We start from the raw sequence: 17,067 nt of genomic DNA, 5'->3' as shown, positions 1-17,067 counted from the left end.
CTTACTCCGTTTCTATCGACGGGCCGTAGTACGTACAGAGATCCGCGCGTCCAGTTGCGACAAGTGTGTCCACTTCGTCCTGAGTAGTGGCATGAACCGTCGCAATTGTCGATACATCAAGTTCATTCCGCAGATGGTCACTGTAGTTTGCTAGGCCTTCAACCTGGTCTGGGCTCTCATCGGCAACGACCCCACCTGCAACTGGCGCGAGGACATCAACACCAGCATCGACCAGCTCTTCCCCGACTTCGATCGCGTCGCTCAGCGTGAATCCATCGGCTGCCCAATCGTCTGCCTGAATCGCCACGCCGAGTGTCCGATCGGCCGGCCAGACCTCACTCACAGCTTCAACGACACTTAATGGGAACCGCAAGCGATCCGTAAGACTTCCCCCAAACTGATCCTCACGGGAATTCGTCACCGGCGACAAGTAGGAGCCGAGCAGATATCCATTCCCAAGGTGAAGCTGGAGATAATCGAATCCTGCAGCTACTGCCCGCTCAGTCGCGGCTTCGAAATCGTCGCGAACGCGCGCACGGAGCTCCTCGTCCATCGATTCTGGGGCAAACGCTTCCGGCCGTGTCGGATACTGATCGGTCAACCGTGGGGCCCAGGCCTCGTTTCGTGACGTTGGCCGATCGAGCGCGAACGCGCGTGGCTGTCCAGCACCACGGCTGCCCGCATGCACGAGTTGGGTCCCGACGGGCGTATCGCTCTCCGAGACGATCCGTTCCCAAGTGCCACGATGTTCGTCTGTGTAGAGTCCCGGGCTTCCCGCTGTTGGCCGGCCATCTTGGGAGACGGCGAGCGGTTCGGTGAGCGTAAGTCCATCGTGGGAGGTTGCGAGTTCACGGTACGCTGTCGCCTTGTGACTGGGGAGCTGGCCATCGGATGCAGACACCGTTGGTTCGCTTGCGCGAACCGTCCGCTGGTTGAGCTCAAGCCCATCCAAGTCGAGTGACTGCAGGCTCGGTGACGAGTAGTCTCCTCCCCCTGCTGTTTTACTCTGGAACCAGTCTTCGAACTCCGCGACTAGTTCCGGGTCACGGCGCTGCATGCTGTCGTAGGAGAGTCGCCCTGAACGCGTCAGGTGGTGGAGCGCGAACTGGACGCCCTCAAACCCATAGAAGCGACGGATGTGTTCGAAGTGCAGTCGACTCCGTTCCGCCGCTCGCTGCAGCGATTCTGAGCTCGGTCGACGATTCGACTCATACGTAGCGAGCGCTTCCTCGAGATCGCCATCGTAGTTTTCGAAGACGTTCGCGAGACTGATGGCGTCTTCAAGCGCCATGGTCGTCCCAGACCCGACGGAGTAATGGGCGGTGTGGGCGGCGTCTCCGAGGAGAACGAGGTTGTCATGGTGCCAGCGGTCGTTTTTGACCGTTGTGAACGTTCGCCACTTGTCCGTCTGCGAAAGCAGTTCGTGGCCGTCGAGATGCTCGGCGAATACGTCCTCGAGGTAGGCGAGGTATTCCGATTCAGAGCGTTCGTCTAAACGCGCGTTCGCCCACGTTTCCGCGTCGCAGTCAACGATGAAGGTACTGGTCGGTCCAGGATATGTGTGCGCACACCAGATTCCGTCCTCATTCTCGACGAAGATGTGGCTGAGTGCATCGAAGTCTGCATCGGTACCGAACCAAGAGAATCGCGTTGATCCCGTAATCATTTCCGCGCCTAATTCGTCTGCATACTCGCGTCGGGTGTTGCTGTGAATCCCGTCAGCGGCGATGACGAGGTCGGCTTCGGCTGTCAACTCGCGTGGATTCTCGATTGGGTGGTCGAACACGAGGTCGACTCCTAGTTCGTCACACCGCTTCTGTAGGAGGTCCAGGAGGTCCGTTCGTTGGAGACTCATGAATCCATGACCCTCCGAGCGGTAGCGCTCGCCTTGGTAGTAGAGATCGAATGGATCCCAGCGGGTTGCGGTCTCCTGAATCGCTTCGTGGGAGGGGGCATCAGTATCCTCGAGCTTGGAGAGCGTGCGGTTCGGAAGGACGATCCCCCACCCATAGGTGACCCCACGAGGATTTCGTTCGTAAACGGTGATGTTCCAGTCTGGGTTTGCTTCTTTCAGGAGGAGGCTCGCGTAGAGGCCGCCAGGACCGCCACCGATTGTGGTGACGTCCATTATTCATCCACCTCGTGGCGTGAGCGCGGGTTGTACTGGTAGCTACTGGCTGCTAGCGCGGTCTCTGCCATCACATCACAAACTTATTCCCGGTCCTAATAACGGTTACCCTCACCGACGTTCAACTCGCCACACACACCTATCAATAAATATTCATACGGAACATTTATGGAAGGGGGCGATAACCTGGCAGGTGCACATGTTCCGTGGTAGCATATGGTACCCAAACTCACTTCGGGGTATCTCGTTCCTCGGAGTGATCGTACTCATGATCGGCGTCCATCAAAGCCAATTCCTCGGCCTGGTGGATTCAACAACACTGGTCTTCGGCTGGTTACCGATGCAAATCGCATACGATGCATTATTCAACGTCATCGGAATCGCGATCCTCTACGTTCTGTACCGTGCAGCGCCAGAACCCCCAGAAACCCTTGACACCAACAAGGAGGGATAACACATGGTATCAACAGCAAACCTAATCATCCTCGGAATCACGGGAGTCTACCTCTTAATCGTCCTCGGCATCGGACAATTCGCGTCACGAGTAACCGGATCCGACCGAGAGGACTTCCTCATGGCGGACCGATCGTTCAACACCATCGTCCTGCTCGCCGCCCTCTTCGCGACCAACATGACAGCAGTCGTCATGATCGGGGCACCAGGACTTGCATATGGTGCCGGTGCCGGAGCGTATGGGTTCTTCGTGTCCCTGTTCGCGTTCCTCTTCCCGGTGTTCATCATGACCATCGGCTACCGCATCTGGCTGGTCGGAAAACGATTCGAACATATTACCCCCGGCCAGATTATGAATCATCGCTGGGATGCAAAATATCTCGGCCTCGTCCTCTTGGCGCTGTTCACCGTCTGGACAATTCCGTACGTCCTTGTCGGCGTGCAGGGAGCAGGCATTACGCTTGAAGCAATCACCAACGGCCTTGTCCCCTACTGGGCGGGCGCATTAGTCACGTTAGCCGTCGTCGCATTCTATGTGTACCAAGGTGGCATGCGTGGAACAGGCTGGACGAACACCTTCCAAGGCGCCGTCTTCATCCTGTTCTTACTCGCGATCTTCATCTGGATTCCACTCAAACTTGGCGGGTTCGCTGAAGCAACTCAGGCCGTCGCTGAAATCAAGAATGGCGTGTTCTTGAACCGCGGAGGAATCCCGCCCTTCGGTCCGAAAACATGGTTCTCGCAGGGACTGATCGTCGCCTTTGGCGCGTTCGTGTACCCACACCTCTTCATTCGGTACATGACCGCCAACTCCATCAAGACTCTGAAGAACACGTCCGTCCTCTATCCGGTCGCAGTGCTTCTCGTTTGGACTCCGGCCGTTATCCTCGGCTTCTGGGGAATCGCGCAATTCCCCAATCTGGCTAACCCCGACTTCATCCTCCCGACGATGGTCGGCGAACTACTCCCCGTGTGGGCAATTGGCTTCGCACTGGCCGGCATCCTCGCGGCACTGATGTCCAGCCTTGACGGCCAAGTACTCACACTCAGCACGATGTTCTCTGAAGACGTCGTGCGCGAGTTCTTCGACACCACCGAACAGAACGAGATCTGGTTCACGCGTGCCTTCCTCATCCTCATCTTCATCGCCGCATACGTCGGGGCACTCCTGACGAAAGATTCTATCATCGACACAGCAACATTCGCCTTCTCCGGGTATGCGTTGATGTTCTTCCCCATCATCACCGCCTTCTATTGGAAACGGTCCACCAAGTATACCGCGTACACGGGACTGATCTGGGGCTTTGTTGGTATCTGGGCGTTCGAACTCGGATACCTCCCCGGTAGCCTAACGTTCGGCTTCCTCCCGTTCATCCCAGTCCTTGTCAGCCAGCTCGTCGTGATGGTCCTGGCGACGTACTCGACGTCTGTGCCCGATGATGCCCCACTCGAGGAGTACGAGGATCTCTTCTCGGATGTCTGGTAGCTGACAAACCTTCTCTTCCGCGATGAACTTTGATATTGTTTTGAGCTAGCTATGATCCACTTTCAACCACGATTCGTAGCCTGACTCGACGCAACCTGGAAATATCACTAAAAGGGCACTGTCTAGTTGAGTCAGTTTGAGAAGCGAGCAGGTCTGCGAGCATCTTTACCAACTTACTCAACGACCTGCTCACTTCTCAAACTGACTCAACTAGACAGTGCCCGTTCGGTCATCGTATCAACCGGCGTTCATTCCCGTTGGTGTGCGAGCGTACTGGATAGTTAGTCAAAATCTTTTGGGAAGAACGCCGCTGGTGTTCAGATTAGCTGTTCCCATGCGAAGGCGTATGCTTGCAGGTGATTTCTGACGGGGTTTGCGTCAGCGTGGCTAAAACAGTTTGTAAACTGGTTGGTTTGATATTTTAACACTCGAAAAACATGTTTGACGATGTTCCAATACCCGTAGCGTTCGTACTGGAATCGGAGGTCGTGTCAGTGACGTGCGATTTGCAGTCACGGTACAGAATCGACGACAATCAGCGCGTCGTCGACGACATAGTTCTTGCGAAGTTCAGAAAGGATACGTCCCGGTGATTGCTTGATTGGCACTGTCTAGTTTAGGACCTCGTCAGCTGGCGTTCGATCACCAAGCGATTGATGCGGTCTGAGGCGGTTGTAGTAATGCGCAAATAACGCAAGCTACTGGCGAACGCTCCGCCGACTGCCCACCCACGAGATATGGAAACGGTCGAGCCGCATTTTCAGTGTGTGAAACCATTTTTCGATGAGGTTTCGGTCGGTGTAGTCAACCCGACCGTTCAGTCCTAATCGTCCAAGTGCAGTCCGGTAGCGAACTGATAGACGAGAAACGTTGCGTCGGAGAGATCGTGTTTCTTCACCAGTCCAGCGAGGAACGCAGCCGCCGGATCGGTACCATGGCGTCCGAACAACGCAACGTCAAGAATGAGCTTTGTGTCGAGGTATATTGCAGCGTACAACCAAGACTACTCACCGTTAATTTTGACAGCAGTTTCGTCAACCGCGACCCGCTTCGGCTGCGCCTCAGGCGGGTCGGGAACGCTATCAGACAGCCGATGTACCCACTGCCAAACTGCTTGTGAGAGCGTTCCACGCCCAATTCCGCGAGAATCGTTGTTGTCTCTCTGAGTGAACAACCGGTCGCGTGAAGGCGGACGGCGAACGCCCTGACGGGCGTCCTCAGAACCCAACGGTTCTGATGTGCGAACGAGACGCGGAGCGCCTCGTCACGTCGCCGTCCGCTCACGGCAGTGTTCAGATAAGCAGACGAAAGTAGCGGAGACGACGTTGCCTTTTGAACGCCCTCGGCAGTCTCGACCGTCGGGAGACTCGCTATGCTCGTCTCCCGTGGTCTCGCTCGTTGCACTCACGACACTCCCGCGGCTCGCTGTCGCCGACGGGCATACCCGCCGGCTGCCTGAGGGAGCTTGCTCCCTCTCTGTCGCCGAAAGAGCGCACAGCGCTCTTTCGAGAGCAGGCGAACGCAAAGCGTTCGCCGCCCTCGCGAATTGCGACGAGAGACGCGTCGCGTCTTCCGAACGCCGGGGTTCGTTGAGTGGGCGGTCGGCTACGCCGACCGCCGCAAAACGTGGCGGCTTCGCCGCCACGCGCGCCTCGCCCTTTCAATCCGCCGGAAATCTCCGATTTCCGAGGCCTCGGGAGAGCGTTGCTCTCCCGGCGACCACCAGGAAATCGGCTGATTCGACGGCTGAAGCTGCAGTCAGACCAATCCTTATCTGAACACTACCGTGAGCAGGGTCGTGTTTAGTTAAGGCTGAAAAGTGAGGCGAGAGTGATTTCTGCCGCCCATGGCTGAAATCACTCGCCTCAGCGGCTGTAGCGACTGGCTTGAGTTAGAGTTTGTGGAGCGAGAGCGGACACCGAGCGAGCGGATGCGGCTTGGTATTCGACTTCATTTGGCTGGACTCTCACTTTCGAACACAGTCAAAGAACTTGAGAAGTTCGGTGTCCAGCGCTCTCGGAAAGCCGTTCATGATTGGGTGCAGAAAGCTGATCTACAGCCGGTCAGCGATACCAGTCCGGATCAGATTGCGGTTGACGAAACCGTGATCCGACTCAATAACGAGCAGTACTGGCTGTACGCTGCTGTCGATCCCGAAATGAACGAATTACTTCATACAAAGCTTGAACCGACGCGTACGAACGTGATTGCTCGCTCGTTTTTCGCCAAACTCCGCGAGAAACACGACGTCGATACTGCTGTGTTTCTCGTTGATGGCGCACCCACGCTGAAAGACGCCTGCAACCGACACGGCCTCCAATTCCAGTATGAAAAACATGGGAATCGGAATGCTGTCGAACGTGTCTTTCGAGAGATAAAACGACGAACCTCATCGTTCTCAAACTGTTTCAGCAACGCCGACGCAGCCACCGCCGACGATTGGCTCAGATCCTTCAGCTTCGCATGGAATCAGCTTATCTGAACACTACCACTAGACAGTGCCCCAAAAGTGATGGTGAGTCGAGATGGAGCTGGATACCGAATTTCATCGCTGGCTTGGGTGTCGCCTCACGGTCCAGAAAATCAAACTCGACGTAGTCGTTACCACGGTTGAAGCGGCTGATTTTAAGCCTTGACCACCCAAACGACCGCTCCGACTCGCCTCTCCCTTGTCGTAACACCGCTCAATACGACTCGGAGACATCTCGTACGACGAACGTCGTGTGGAACGACACCACAGCGGTGAGCGTAACCCTCGGCCGACCAAATTTAAGAGGATGCGCGCGGTCTTACGGACAACTGATGTCCGGTGTCTATTCAATTCCGTTGCATACCTGCACGGTGGCGACGAACGGTCGACGTTCTGACGACGGCGCTGACTGCCGATGACGGTCGAACAGCGTCTCGACGCGTATCTGGCGTCGAACGACTACGAAGCAGTGTGGTTCGCGCGACCGAACTCGTTCGCGTGGCTCACCGAGGGCGGAGACAACATCGTCGACCGAACGGCGGACGTCGGCGAGGCGGCTGTGGGCTACGATGGCGACGCGGTGACCGTCATCACAAACAACATCGAAGCGCCGCGACTGCGCGCTGAGGAACTCTCGGACGACGTTACAATCCAGACGTACCAGTGGTACGAGGACGACCTCGCGGACGCCGTCGCCGCCGGCAGCCCGACACCGGCGGCCGCGGACTTCCCCGTCGACGGGTTCGCAGCCGTCGACGCGTCGCCGCTCAGGCAGCCGCTGACGGCCGACCAAATCGAGACGTACCGCGCCCTCGCTCGCGACGTGGCGGACGCGGTCGAATCGGTCGCTCGCTCCCTCTCGCCGGAGACGACCGAGCGCGGCGCGGCAACGACGCTACGGACCCGACTCGAATCGCAGGGTCTCGCGGCTCCGGTGGTCCTCGTCGGGGGCAGCGAGCGCGCGCAGGCCTACCGGCACTACACCCCGAAGGACGAACCACTCGGCGGCTACGCGCTCGTCTCGGTCACTGCTCACCGCGACGGCCTGTTCAGTAGCTGCACGCGAACCGTCGCGTTCGACGACGCGCCGGCGTGGCTCACGGAACGCACCCACGACGCGATGCGCGTGGAAGCCAGTGCGCTCGCCGCGACCCAGGAAGTGGGCCGCGTGGGTGGCACGGCCGGCGACGTCTTCGAGGCGATTCAGGACGCGTATGCGGCGCTCGGCTGGGACGGCGAGTGGGAACACCACCACCAAGGAGGTGCCGCTGGGTTCGCCGGCCGCGAGTGGATTGCGACGCCGGAGAGCCGTGAACCGGTCGAGCTGCCGATGGCGTACGCTTGGAACCCGACGGTGCAGGGCGCGAAGAGCGAAGACCTCTACCTCGTGACGGCCGAGGAGATAGACCCGTTGACCGTCACGGGTGACTGGCCGACGACGACGGTTTCGGCCGTCGACTCCTCGATGACGCTCGAACGCCACGCAGTCCTCGAACGGTAGTCACTCGTCCGTCGATGAAAGGGATTATCGGTGCGTCGATACTTTTTCGAGTATGACAATCGCTACCGGCGATTCTGTGACCCTGGAGTACACTGGCCGAATGGACGACGGCACAGTCTTCGACACCTCGCGTGAAGCCGTCGCCGAGGACGCTGGCCTGACCGAGGCCGAGGGCGAGCGCGAGTACGCGCCGCTGACGCTCGACGTCGGCGAACAGCAAGTCATCGAGGGGATGGAAGAAGGCCTCGTCGGCCTCGAGCAGGGCGAGTCGACGACCATCGAAATCCCGCCCGAGAAGGGGTACGGCGAGTGGGACGAGGAGAACGTCCAGTCCTTCGAGACGGCCGAACTCCGCGAGATGCTCGGCGGACAGACGCCCGAAGAGGGCGCGTATCTGGAAGCCCAGAACGGCCAGGTTGGCGAAATCGTTCACGCCGACGAGGAGGAGATTCGCGTGGATTTCAACCACGAACTCGCCGGCAAGACGCTGGAGTTCGACGTCGAAATCGTCGACGTCAACTGAACGCCAAACGCGCCAGCGTTCGAGTAGTGCTGCCCCTTCTCAGCGACCGACCGTCCCCTGTCGCGTGACGGGGGCGTCGGGGTCGACGAGGAACGCGACGAGGACTGCGTCGGTTTCTGCCGTGAGTGCGGGGGGCCTTGTGGAGGCTGGCGGAGTCCGAGTGCAAGATACGTCGTCTGAGGTGCCGCAGCCACATATACGCGCGGCGTCGACGGGTGGATGCACGCGGTCCAAAGAGTCTTATCGGACTGTCGCCATCTTCCGCGCATCGGTGTTCCGAATTCCATGAACAACGTTGCGATAGCCCTCCTGACCGCACTGCTCGGCGCGATTGCGTTCGTGCTCGCGCTCGCCGTGCGTCGCAGGAACGTCGCAGCGGCCGTCAACGCCGTCGTCTCGCTCGGCATCGCCGGGGTCGCGGTCGCGGCTGCTGCCGGATTCGAGTTCGGCCAGCGTGGCTTCGTCGCCCCGGAACTCGCGTTCTGGACGGCAGTTGCTGGGCTCATTCACTCTATCGGGATGCTCGGTCCCTACGACTCGATTTGGTGGTGGGATCACCTGACCCACACGCTCTCCGCGGCGCTCTTGACCGCACTCGTGTACGCCGGCCTCCTCGTCACAGTCGGTAGCTCGGTTTCCATTACTGTCGTCGCGGTCGCCGCTGTCAGCTACACCGTCGTTGCCGGCGTGTGCTGGGAATTCGGCGAGCTGGTCGCGCGCGCCGTCGGCGAGCATTACGACGTCGACCCCGTGCTGGTGTACTACGGCTGGCAGGATACTGCCTACGACCTCGTCTTCGACGTCGTGGGCGCGGCGCTCGTCGTGGCGCTCGACGTCCGAGTGTTCGTCGACCTCGCCGCCACTGCTCCCGGCACGACGCGACAACTACTCGTCTGGTCCAGCGCCACTATCGTCGCCGGGTCCGTGCTGATGGCGCTCGCGTTGTTCGCACGGCCCGACGGGCAGTCTTAAGGAAAAGAAATACCAGATTTATGTATATTCTCTTTTCCTGATTTTTCTATGGTGTATGGAGCCGAGATTGAAATTTATGAATTCTTTCCGTTATTTGTCGGCGAGGGGTGGTTTCTCACCCGAGAAGAAATTAGAAAAGAGGCTTTGAGGGCCTATAGATGTATTTCAGGTAAATATTGGGGAATTCACTTGCTCTCGGTATCGAACGCTATCACGAACTCACGACGAAACCAAGACTGTTGAAGTACTGGCTTAACGGTCCGTTATACCGTCTTCTCGCACGATACTGCTCTGCCGGCAACTCCAACCGCATTCCCGAACTATCGTCTAGAATATGGGGGTATAATCCGAAGTCGAGAAGATAATAAATCGGATAGGGGAAGAAAAATATCAGATTCTCGAATCTCTTTGGCCAGTTCAAATAGTGACGTTCGAACGGGCGACGGCAGCAGATTCACCGTCCTGATAGCAAAGCCGTCGAACGGGGACGCGACCGTCAGTCGATCTGCTCGACGTAGGCGTAGTCGTCGTCGAGCGCCTGGGCGTCCTCGGGGAGCAGGGCGACGGTGAGATAGTCAGCGTAGTCGCTGAAGTACTCTACGACGCGCGCGATGCGGTCAGAGTCGATGGCTTCCAGGGAGTCCAGCACCATGAACGGGACGTCCTCGTACACTTCGTGGACGAGGTAGCCCGCCAGCGCGAACACGAGTCCGGTCACTTCGCGCTCGCTTTCGGAGAGGTGGTCGATGGTGTCCCGGTAGGACGTGCCGTCGTCAGTCGCGCGGATGATGTGGAGGTCGAAGGTGGTCTTCTCGACCTTGCGGCGGCCCTCGCGAACCTCGCGCTCGCGGCGTTCCACCCAGATGCGTTCGATGTTGTCGTACTCCAGCACTGCGAGCACGGACTCCATGTGGTCGTTGAACTCCTCGACGGCTTCGGCCTCGATGCGGTCGACTTTCGTCCGGAGGTCGGTGAGTTCGTCGTCGATTTCGTCGCGGCGCTCGGCCAGTTCGTCGCGCTCGCCGAGCGTCTCCTCGTGCTCTTTGATATCGGCTTCGACGTCCTCGAGGTCGCTCTCCAGGCGCTCGACGCGGAGTTCGACTTCGTTGGACTTGCGGTGGAGTTCCAGCACTTCGTCGTAGTCGCCGCCCGTACCGGCGTCCTCGGTCTCGGCTTCGAGACGCTGGACTTCTTCGCGCTGCTCTTCGAGGGAGTCCTCGAGGGAGTCGATGCGCTGCTCGGTGGCCTCGATTTCGTTCTCGACCTCCGAGAGGCGTCGTTCCGTGCGCTCGCGCTCGCGCTGCTGTCGCTGAATCTCCGAGCGGGTCGACGAGAGCTCGTCGATCTGGTTGTCGAGGTCGCTGCGCTCGTCGAGTTTCTCCGCACGGAGGTCGCGGAGGTGGTCGACAGTCCCCTCGATGTGGTCGCGCTCGACCTCGGAGCCACACGTCCAGCAGACGACGTCCTCGGCCTCGCCGAGGAGCTGTTGGGTCGGGTCGGCATCGGTGTCGGTGTCGTCACCGAACTCGTCGAGGTCCAGGCCTTCGCCCTCAAGCATTTCCTCGTTGAAGCTGATGACGCTGCCGAGCTGGCTAATCGTGTCGTCGAGTGCGCGCTTGCGCTCGCGGAGTTCGTCGATGCGGCCGGCAAGCCGGTCCGGGTTCTCGTCGTGCTCGTCGACGTCGTCGAGTTCGGCTTCGAGCTGGTCGCGCTCGTCGCGGAGGTCTTCGAGGGTCTGCTGTTCGGTTTCGAGTTCGAACTCGACGTCTTCGAGGTCGGATTGGGCGTCCCGCAGCGCCTCGAAGGCGTCCTCGATGGCCTCCTTCTGGGAGCGGCTCTGTTCGAGGCTAACGTCTTTTTCCTCGATTTCGGCTTCGACCTCGGCGAGCTCCTCGCGGGCGGCCTCGAGGTCGTCTTCGAGGGTTTGTTTTTCGGCTTCGAGTTCCGGGAGCTCGTGCTCGATTCGCTCGAGCTCCTTGATCTGATTGTCGAGGTCGCGTTTCTCGTTTTCGAGTTGGCGAATCTGGGACTCGATTTCCTCGGTGTCGACCGGGTCCATGATGATTTCCCGGAGGTCGTCGCCGCGCGCGACGGCGCGCCGGACTTCGGTGTTTTCGAGGAGGAACGCGAACTGGTCGGCGAGGAGGGGGTCGTCGAGGTAGGGGTCGCCGCCGTAGACGACGGTGTCGCCGCTTCGGGTGAGTGTGCGGGTGTAGGTTTCGTCGCCAACTTGGAGTTCGACTTCGCCCTCGTCGGCGTCGCCTTTCAGCGAGGCGCGCTCGCTCCCCAGGCCCGCCATAATCGCTTGCAGGAACGACGTTCGGTTGGTGGCGTTCCGGCCGGTGAGCACGGTCACGCCCGGGGGGAGCGAGACTTCGGCCTCGTCGATGCCGCCGACGTTTTGAGCGTGAACACGCACGTCACGTTCGACAGGCTGCTGTGATGCCATTAGTTACGTTTGACGAGGGGCTACGGCTTAAATGTTGTCACCCTCTGTTTTCCTCACGCCTCGCTACAGTCGCAGCCGCCCTGCCGGAGCAGTTCGCCGGCGGCGTAGTCGGTTCCACAGTCCCCACAGATTACGCGCACGTCGACGATGACGTCGTAGTCGCGCTCGCTGAGTTCGCCGCTGGACACCAAGCCTTCGATGGTCGAGTCGGTGACGGCGGAGGTGCGGCCCTGGAGGCGTTCGAGCATCTCGGCTTTCTGGTCGGGGTCGCCGGACTGGTCGGGGAGTTCGGCCTCGCGGTACTCCGTGAGGTACGTGTGGATTGCCTGGTGTGTGACGAAGTCGGACTGGACGGCATCGGCGTCGACGCCCATCGCTTCGAGTTCGCGCTGCTTGCGCATGCGATCGGCGCTGGAGACGTCGTCGCCGGTGAGCGTCTGGTAGGCGCTCTGGAGGTCGGTCTCGGAGATGCCGCCGTCCGAGCGCCGGATGGCTGCGTCCAGTACCGCGCGGTTGAACTCGTCGGCGAGGTCTCGCAGGCTCGTTCGATCGCCGTGTTCGCCCGTCCAAGCGACTTCGAGTTGTTCGCCCATACCACTAAGGTCGTACTTCTCGATGACGCGTGCGACCTTGCTGTTTGGTCGCGACGGAGACTCACTCATGTCGTCAGCTACTCGCTCCATCATTACAAATATATCGGTGTAATCTTATGGTGGCTGCCTATCGCGTGAATCGCGCTCGTATATCTCCGGAGGAGCTACCTGTCTGAGTAAGTTTTAGTGTGTGATATACCGTGGAATTGGTTTAGGGTAATATTGAAAGCTTGCTTTGTAAGGGATATGGCACTGGTTTAGAAGGCCCTCGGGCAAATGACTGGATCAGAATGCTTCGACGGACATCACTATCCACCTGCACCAGCCGGTTGTTCGATTCAGGCGACAACAAAAGCCCCCTCATATCTGGGTTTAAACGTTCTCATGGCGTATCTGGGACAGGTTTCATCGGTTTACCGACAGCCAATACGACGCGCCTGAGTTAAAACCGAAGCAGGTCATCGTTGACGAGACAGCTGTCACGATTCGGGGGCGCAGTATGATGAATGGCGAAGGTACCGGCCGACGAATTACTTCGTTCCTATCGAAGCCTCAAGTTCACCAACCGCGTTCTGGAGTAGGCCGGCCAATTCCTCGTCGGGAGGAAGTCGGTATGGCGGTCCGGAGACGTCCAGCGATCCGAATACGTCTCCGTCCGGACTTTTGACCGCGACACCCACCGAACGGAGTCCTTCCAGGGCCTCCTGATCGTTGACGGCATAGCCGCGCTTTCGAACACGTTCGAGCTCAGTGTGGAGTTCGTCCCGGTCGACGATGGTGTTCTCCGTCTCCCGTGGCATTCCCCATCGATCTAGGACCTCTTCACGGTACTCCGCATCGAATTCAGCGAGCATAGCCTTGCCGCTGGCGGAGTTGTGCATATAAAAATACCGACCTACCTGGTACCCCTCCCTCGAAGGGGCGTTGGTTTCGTCGAAGAGGATGATGCTGCGACCGTTTTCCTCGACTGCGAAGCTGACCTCCTCGTTCGTCATATTCGCGAGTTCGAAGGCCTTCTCCTTCGCTAACCTGTACCGATCATCCCGATAACGAGATATTTCCCCAAGGTGGAAAAGCTTCAATCCGAGACAGTACCTTTCACCGATCTTCGTGACGTACCCGAGCTCCTCCAAGGTGTTGAGGTGCGTGTACAGCGTGCTTGAGGAAAGCCTCATGTGTTCCGAAATTTCCGAGAGGGTCGCACCGTCGAGCTCCTCGATGGCATCAACGATGCGCAGCGACGTCGCTGTAGTCTTCCGCCATTCTCCGTCGTTGGTCCGTGTCATACTTCATCACTGTCGGGGAAGGGTGTTAAATCTGGGTTCCCCCGACATCTTTCCCCAATATGGGGAACTATATACCATGCTATTCAGACAGAATCTATTGTATTGCAATCTGGTCTCGCACCTAACGTTTGGAATCATAACTCTCGATTAATATCTCCGCCGATTCACCCGTCGATAGACTCTGATCCCTCTCTTAGACCGGCGTAGCAGGGTACAGTTACCCATATCCTGAATCTCGAAGGATGCCAAAGGACACATGGACCCAAGTTCCGGCCACCAGTATCTATAAATCGGGTCACGCGATTAATACGGATGATCGGTACGCTACCGTCCGGTTCGCTGATGGGACCCACCCGGAAGCCAACCACCGGTCCAGGAGAACCATGGCCATAGAACTTGATGACATTCAGCGAGCGCAAGGCCGCCTTGATAGCGAATCGGTTGCCAGAGAAACACCGGTTGAGACGAGTCGCACGTTAGACTCCGACACCGACGCTCAGGTCTTCCTGAAGATGGAACACCTGCAGCGAACGGGCTCGTTCAAGACACGGGGAGCGTACAACAAACTTACCCAAGTCGAAGATGACGACCAACGGTCGATCGACAGGGCGATTGCCGCCAGCGCTGGCAATCACGCGCAGGGCGTCGCGCTCGCTGCTGCGAAAACCGGCCTCGAAGCAACCATCGTCATGCCGACGAACGCGCCGCAGTCAAAGGTTGACGCGACGCGGGGCTACGGTGCCGATGTTGAACTCCACGGAAAGAATTTCCAGACGGCGATGGACTACGCTCAGTCATTAGTTGACGAGAACACTGTCTTCGTGCATGCGTACGATGACCCAGACATCGTTGCTGGGCAGGGGACACTCGGCCTCGAAGTTCTCGACCAAGTCCCGGATGTCGATACGATCGTGGTGCCGGTTGGCGGAGGCGGGCTCATCGGTGGTGTCGCGACGGCCGTCGCAGAACTGGCTCCATCCGTCCGTGTCATCGGCGTCCAAGCTGAAGACGCAGCGACCGTTCCACAAAGCCTCCAGAAGGGCGCCCCACAGACTATCGATTCGGTCCAGACGATCGCCGACGGAATCGCGACAGGCGGCATCTCGGAACTCACGTACGACCTCATCGACCGGTACGTCGACGAGGTTGTGACGGTCTCGGACACAGAGATCGCGCATAGCATCCGCTATCTCCTCGAACGGACCAAACAGATGGTCGAGGGAGCCGGAGCTGCCACTGTCGCGGGGCTCTTAAACGACCAACTCGACGTCACCGACGAGACGGTCGTTCCAGTTCTCAGCGGCGGGAATCTCAGCGCGACGATGCTCCAACGGACACTCACGCACGAACTCACCTACCGACAGCAACTTGTCCAGCTCCGGGTTCGAATCATCGACGAACCCGGAAAAATGGGGGACATCTCGAACATCATCGCCGACCAGAACGCCAACATCCGAACCGTCAATCACGAACGAGCCGTCGACGAACTGAAAGTCGGCGAGGCGTACCTCGACATTCGGATCGAAACCAGTGGCGACCGACACACCCGCCAAATCAGCCGAGCAATCGAAGACGCGGGCTACGAAATCACCCGCCTCAACTGATGTGCGGCACGCAGTCTCGCGACTGAACGATAGTGTCACACAACCGGGATTGTGCCCACGGTAAGCTATATACTGTTGCAGGAAAGCAACCAAAGCGTGTCGATCAGAAGGCCACCACTCCACGAGAAGCATTTGCAGTCCGGGGCCGACTTCACCGATTTTGGCGGCTGGGACATGCCGGTCTCGTTCGACTCGATTACGGCTGAGCACGCGGCGGTCCGCAACTCAGCCGGCATCTTCGACGTCAGTCATATGGGTGAAGTCACCGTAGGCGGTCCGGATGCGACAGATCTGATGAATCGGCTCACGACCAACGACGTGACCGAGCTCGACCCGGGCGACGCTCAGTACGCCTGCATCCTAGCAGCGGACGGAACGATCATCGACGACACCGTCGTCTACTTCCAGCCCGGCGGCGATGAATATCTCTTCGTTCCCAACGCCGGGAACGACGAGATGATGACCGACCGCTGGATCGACCACGCGGCGGCACACGACCTCGACGCAACTGTTTCAAATCGGACCGCGGCTCTCGGAATGTTCGCCGTGCAGGGCCCAAACGCGGTCGAGAACGTCCAGGCGGCTGCGGCCGATCCCCTCGAGGATATGGCTCCGTTCAGCGCCCGCGAGACGACAATCGACGGCGCCGACTGCCTCGCCGCTCGGACTGGCTACACCGGCGAGGACGGTTTCGAACTGATCTTCGACGCCGACGACTCCGAGACAGTCTGGGATGCGTTCGACGGTGTGCAATCCTGCGGGCTCGGGGCACGCGACACACTCCGGCTCGAAGCTGGACTGCTGCTCTCCGGGCAGGACTTCCACCCGGATGACGAACCGCGCACACCCTACGAGGCGCGGCTGAGCTTCGTCGTCGACAGTTCGAAGCCCGTCTTCGTCGGACAGGAGTCGCTCCGAGATGCTGACCATCCGAACGAACTGCTCGTCGGACTGGAGTTGGACGAACGGGCCGTCCCACGCCACGGGTATCCGATCCTACGCGACGGCGAGCAGGTCGGCCACGTGACCAGCGGGACGATGAGCCCGACGCTCGAGGTGCCGATCGCGCTCGGCTACGTCGATGCCGCGCACGTTGATGAGGGGACCTCACTGGGCGTCGAGGTACGGAACCAGACGGTAGCGGCGACAGTCGCGAACCACCGCTTCCTCCAGGAGCATCGTGATTGAACTACCAGCGAACGAGGAATACCACTAATGGAATTTGACGTACCCGACGGACCGTACTACACCGAATCGCACGAGTGGATCGACCCGAACGGAGACACGGCGAAGATCGGGATCACCGACTTCGCCCAGGACGAACTCGGCGACATCGTCTTCGTGGAATTGCCGGCGACCGGAACCGAACTCGACGGCGGCGACGAGCTCGCCGTCATCGAGAGTATCAAGGCCGTTTCCGACGTCTACGTCCCCGCTGCTGGCGTCGTCGGAGACGCTAACGAGGCTGTGGAGTCCGAGCCCGAACTCGTCAACGAGGACCCCTTTGGTGACGGCTGGCTGATCGAACTGGAGCTCGATGGCGATCTCGATACGGAATCGCTCCTGTCCGCCGACGAGTATCGAGAGCAGATCGAATAATCA

13 protein-coding genes and 3 pseudogenes are annotated in these 17,067 nt (G+C 59.2%); 9 read left to right on the top strand and 7 right to left on the bottom strand.

Features of this window, described 5'->3' with window-relative positions; genetic code table 11:
* Nucleotide 1: 1 nt before the first annotated feature.
* Nucleotides 2-2,128, bottom strand: a complete 2,127-nt coding sequence (locus LT974_RS08360; protein ID WP_232587219.1) for an oxidoreductase — start codon at nucleotides 2,126-2,128, stop codon at nucleotides 2-4.
* Between the two features lie 199 nt (nucleotides 2,129-2,327).
* On the opposite strand from LT974_RS08360, the gene LT974_RS08355 reads away from it, so the two are divergent.
* The gene (locus LT974_RS08355; protein ID WP_232587218.1) at nucleotides 2,328-2,582 is read left to right on the top strand and encodes a hypothetical protein; all 255 of its coding nucleotides are present in this window, start codon (nucleotides 2,328-2,330) and stop codon (nucleotides 2,580-2,582) included.
* Nucleotides 2,583-2,585: 3 nt separating this feature from the next.
* Nucleotides 2,586-4,067, top strand: a complete 1,482-nt coding sequence (locus LT974_RS08350) for a sodium:solute symporter family protein (protein ID WP_232587217.1) — start codon at nucleotides 2,586-2,588, stop codon at nucleotides 4,065-4,067.
* Between the two features lie 611 nt (nucleotides 4,068-4,678).
* Here the strand turns inward: LT974_RS08350 and LT974_RS08345 are convergent.
* Nucleotides 4,679-5,282 (bottom strand): annotated as a pseudogene (locus LT974_RS08345) (IS6 family transposase); the annotation flags it as partial.
* A gap of 631 nt (nucleotides 5,283-5,913) precedes the next feature.
* Between LT974_RS08345 and LT974_RS08340 the strand changes: the two are divergent.
* Nucleotides 5,914-6,549, top strand: coding sequence for an IS6 family transposase (locus tag LT974_RS08340; protein WP_232587216.1), 636 nt, complete (start codon nucleotides 5,914-5,916; stop codon nucleotides 6,547-6,549).
* Between the two features lie 25 nt (nucleotides 6,550-6,574).
* Here LT974_RS08340 and LT974_RS17935 read toward each other — a convergent pair.
* Nucleotides 6,575-6,691 (bottom strand): annotated as a pseudogene (locus LT974_RS17935) (IS6 family transposase); the annotation flags it as partial.
* A 261-nt stretch (nucleotides 6,692-6,952) separates the two neighbouring features.
* On the opposite strand from LT974_RS17935, the gene LT974_RS08335 reads away from it, so the two are divergent.
* Nucleotides 6,953-8,038, top strand: a complete 1,086-nt coding sequence (locus LT974_RS08335) for a M24 family metallopeptidase (protein WP_232587215.1) — start codon at nucleotides 6,953-6,955, stop codon at nucleotides 8,036-8,038.
* A 52-nt stretch (nucleotides 8,039-8,090) separates the two neighbouring features.
* On the top strand, nucleotides 8,091-8,561 hold the full coding sequence (locus tag LT974_RS08330; protein WP_230890351.1) for an FKBP-type peptidyl-prolyl cis-trans isomerase: 471 nt from the start codon (nucleotides 8,091-8,093) through the stop codon (nucleotides 8,559-8,561).
* 39 nt (nucleotides 8,562-8,600) lie between these two features.
* On the opposite strand, the pseudogene LT974_RS17930 reads toward LT974_RS08330, so the two are convergent.
* Nucleotides 8,601-8,687: pseudogene (locus LT974_RS17930) on the bottom strand (pirin family protein); the annotation flags it as partial.
* 159 nt (nucleotides 8,688-8,846) lie between these two features.
* Here LT974_RS17930 and LT974_RS08325 point away from each other — a divergent pair.
* Entirely contained in the window at nucleotides 8,847-9,533 is a 687-nt protein-coding gene (locus LT974_RS08325) for a hypothetical protein (protein ID WP_232587214.1), read from the top strand.
* Between the two features lie 496 nt (nucleotides 9,534-10,029).
* Here the strand turns inward: LT974_RS08325 and LT974_RS08320 are convergent, their stop codons facing one another.
* The 3 genes from LT974_RS08320 to LT974_RS08310 form a co-directional block, all read right to left on the bottom strand.
* Nucleotides 10,030-11,982 carry an archaea-specific SMC-related protein gene (locus tag LT974_RS08320; RefSeq protein WP_232587213.1) on the bottom strand — a complete coding sequence of 651 codons (1,953 nt, stop codon included), beginning with the start codon at nucleotides 11,980-11,982 and terminating at the stop codon, nucleotides 10,030-10,032.
* 53 nt (nucleotides 11,983-12,035) lie between these two features.
* On the bottom strand, nucleotides 12,036-12,644 hold the full coding sequence (gene rdfA / locus LT974_RS08315; protein WP_232587212.1) for a rod-determining factor RdfA: 609 nt from the start codon (nucleotides 12,642-12,644) through the stop codon (nucleotides 12,036-12,038).
* A 461-nt stretch (nucleotides 12,645-13,105) separates the two neighbouring features.
* Entirely contained in the window at nucleotides 13,106-13,861 is a 756-nt protein-coding gene (locus tag LT974_RS08310; RefSeq protein ID WP_232587211.1) for an IclR family transcriptional regulator, read from the bottom strand.
* A 383-nt stretch (nucleotides 13,862-14,244) separates the two neighbouring features.
* Here LT974_RS08310 and ilvA point away from each other — a divergent pair, with 383 nt between their 5' ends.
* From ilvA to gcvH, 3 genes are all read left to right on the top strand, one after another.
* The gene (ilvA, locus tag LT974_RS08305; RefSeq protein ID WP_232587210.1) at nucleotides 14,245-15,465 is read left to right on the top strand and encodes a threonine ammonia-lyase; all 1,221 of its coding nucleotides are present in this window, start codon (nucleotides 14,245-14,247) and stop codon (nucleotides 15,463-15,465) included.
* Nucleotides 15,466-15,561: 96 nt separating this feature from the next.
* Entirely contained in the window at nucleotides 15,562-16,653 is a 1,092-nt protein-coding gene (gcvT, locus tag LT974_RS08300) for a glycine cleavage system aminomethyltransferase GcvT (protein WP_232587209.1), read from the top strand.
* A 27-nt stretch (nucleotides 16,654-16,680) separates the two neighbouring features.
* Nucleotides 16,681-17,064 (top strand): glycine cleavage system protein GcvH, encoded by a 384-nt coding sequence (gene gcvH / locus LT974_RS08295; RefSeq protein WP_232587208.1) that lies wholly within the window; start codon nucleotides 16,681-16,683, stop codon nucleotides 17,062-17,064.
* Nucleotides 17,065-17,067 lie beyond the last annotated feature (3 nt).

The organism is Halobacterium noricense, from assembly GCF_021233435.1.
Taxonomy (GTDB): domain Archaea; phylum Halobacteriota; class Halobacteria; order Halobacteriales; family Halobacteriaceae; genus Halobacterium; species Halobacterium noricense.
The sequence above is the reverse complement of the archived record's forward strand: the minus strand, read 5'-3'. Positions and strand labels throughout refer to the sequence as shown.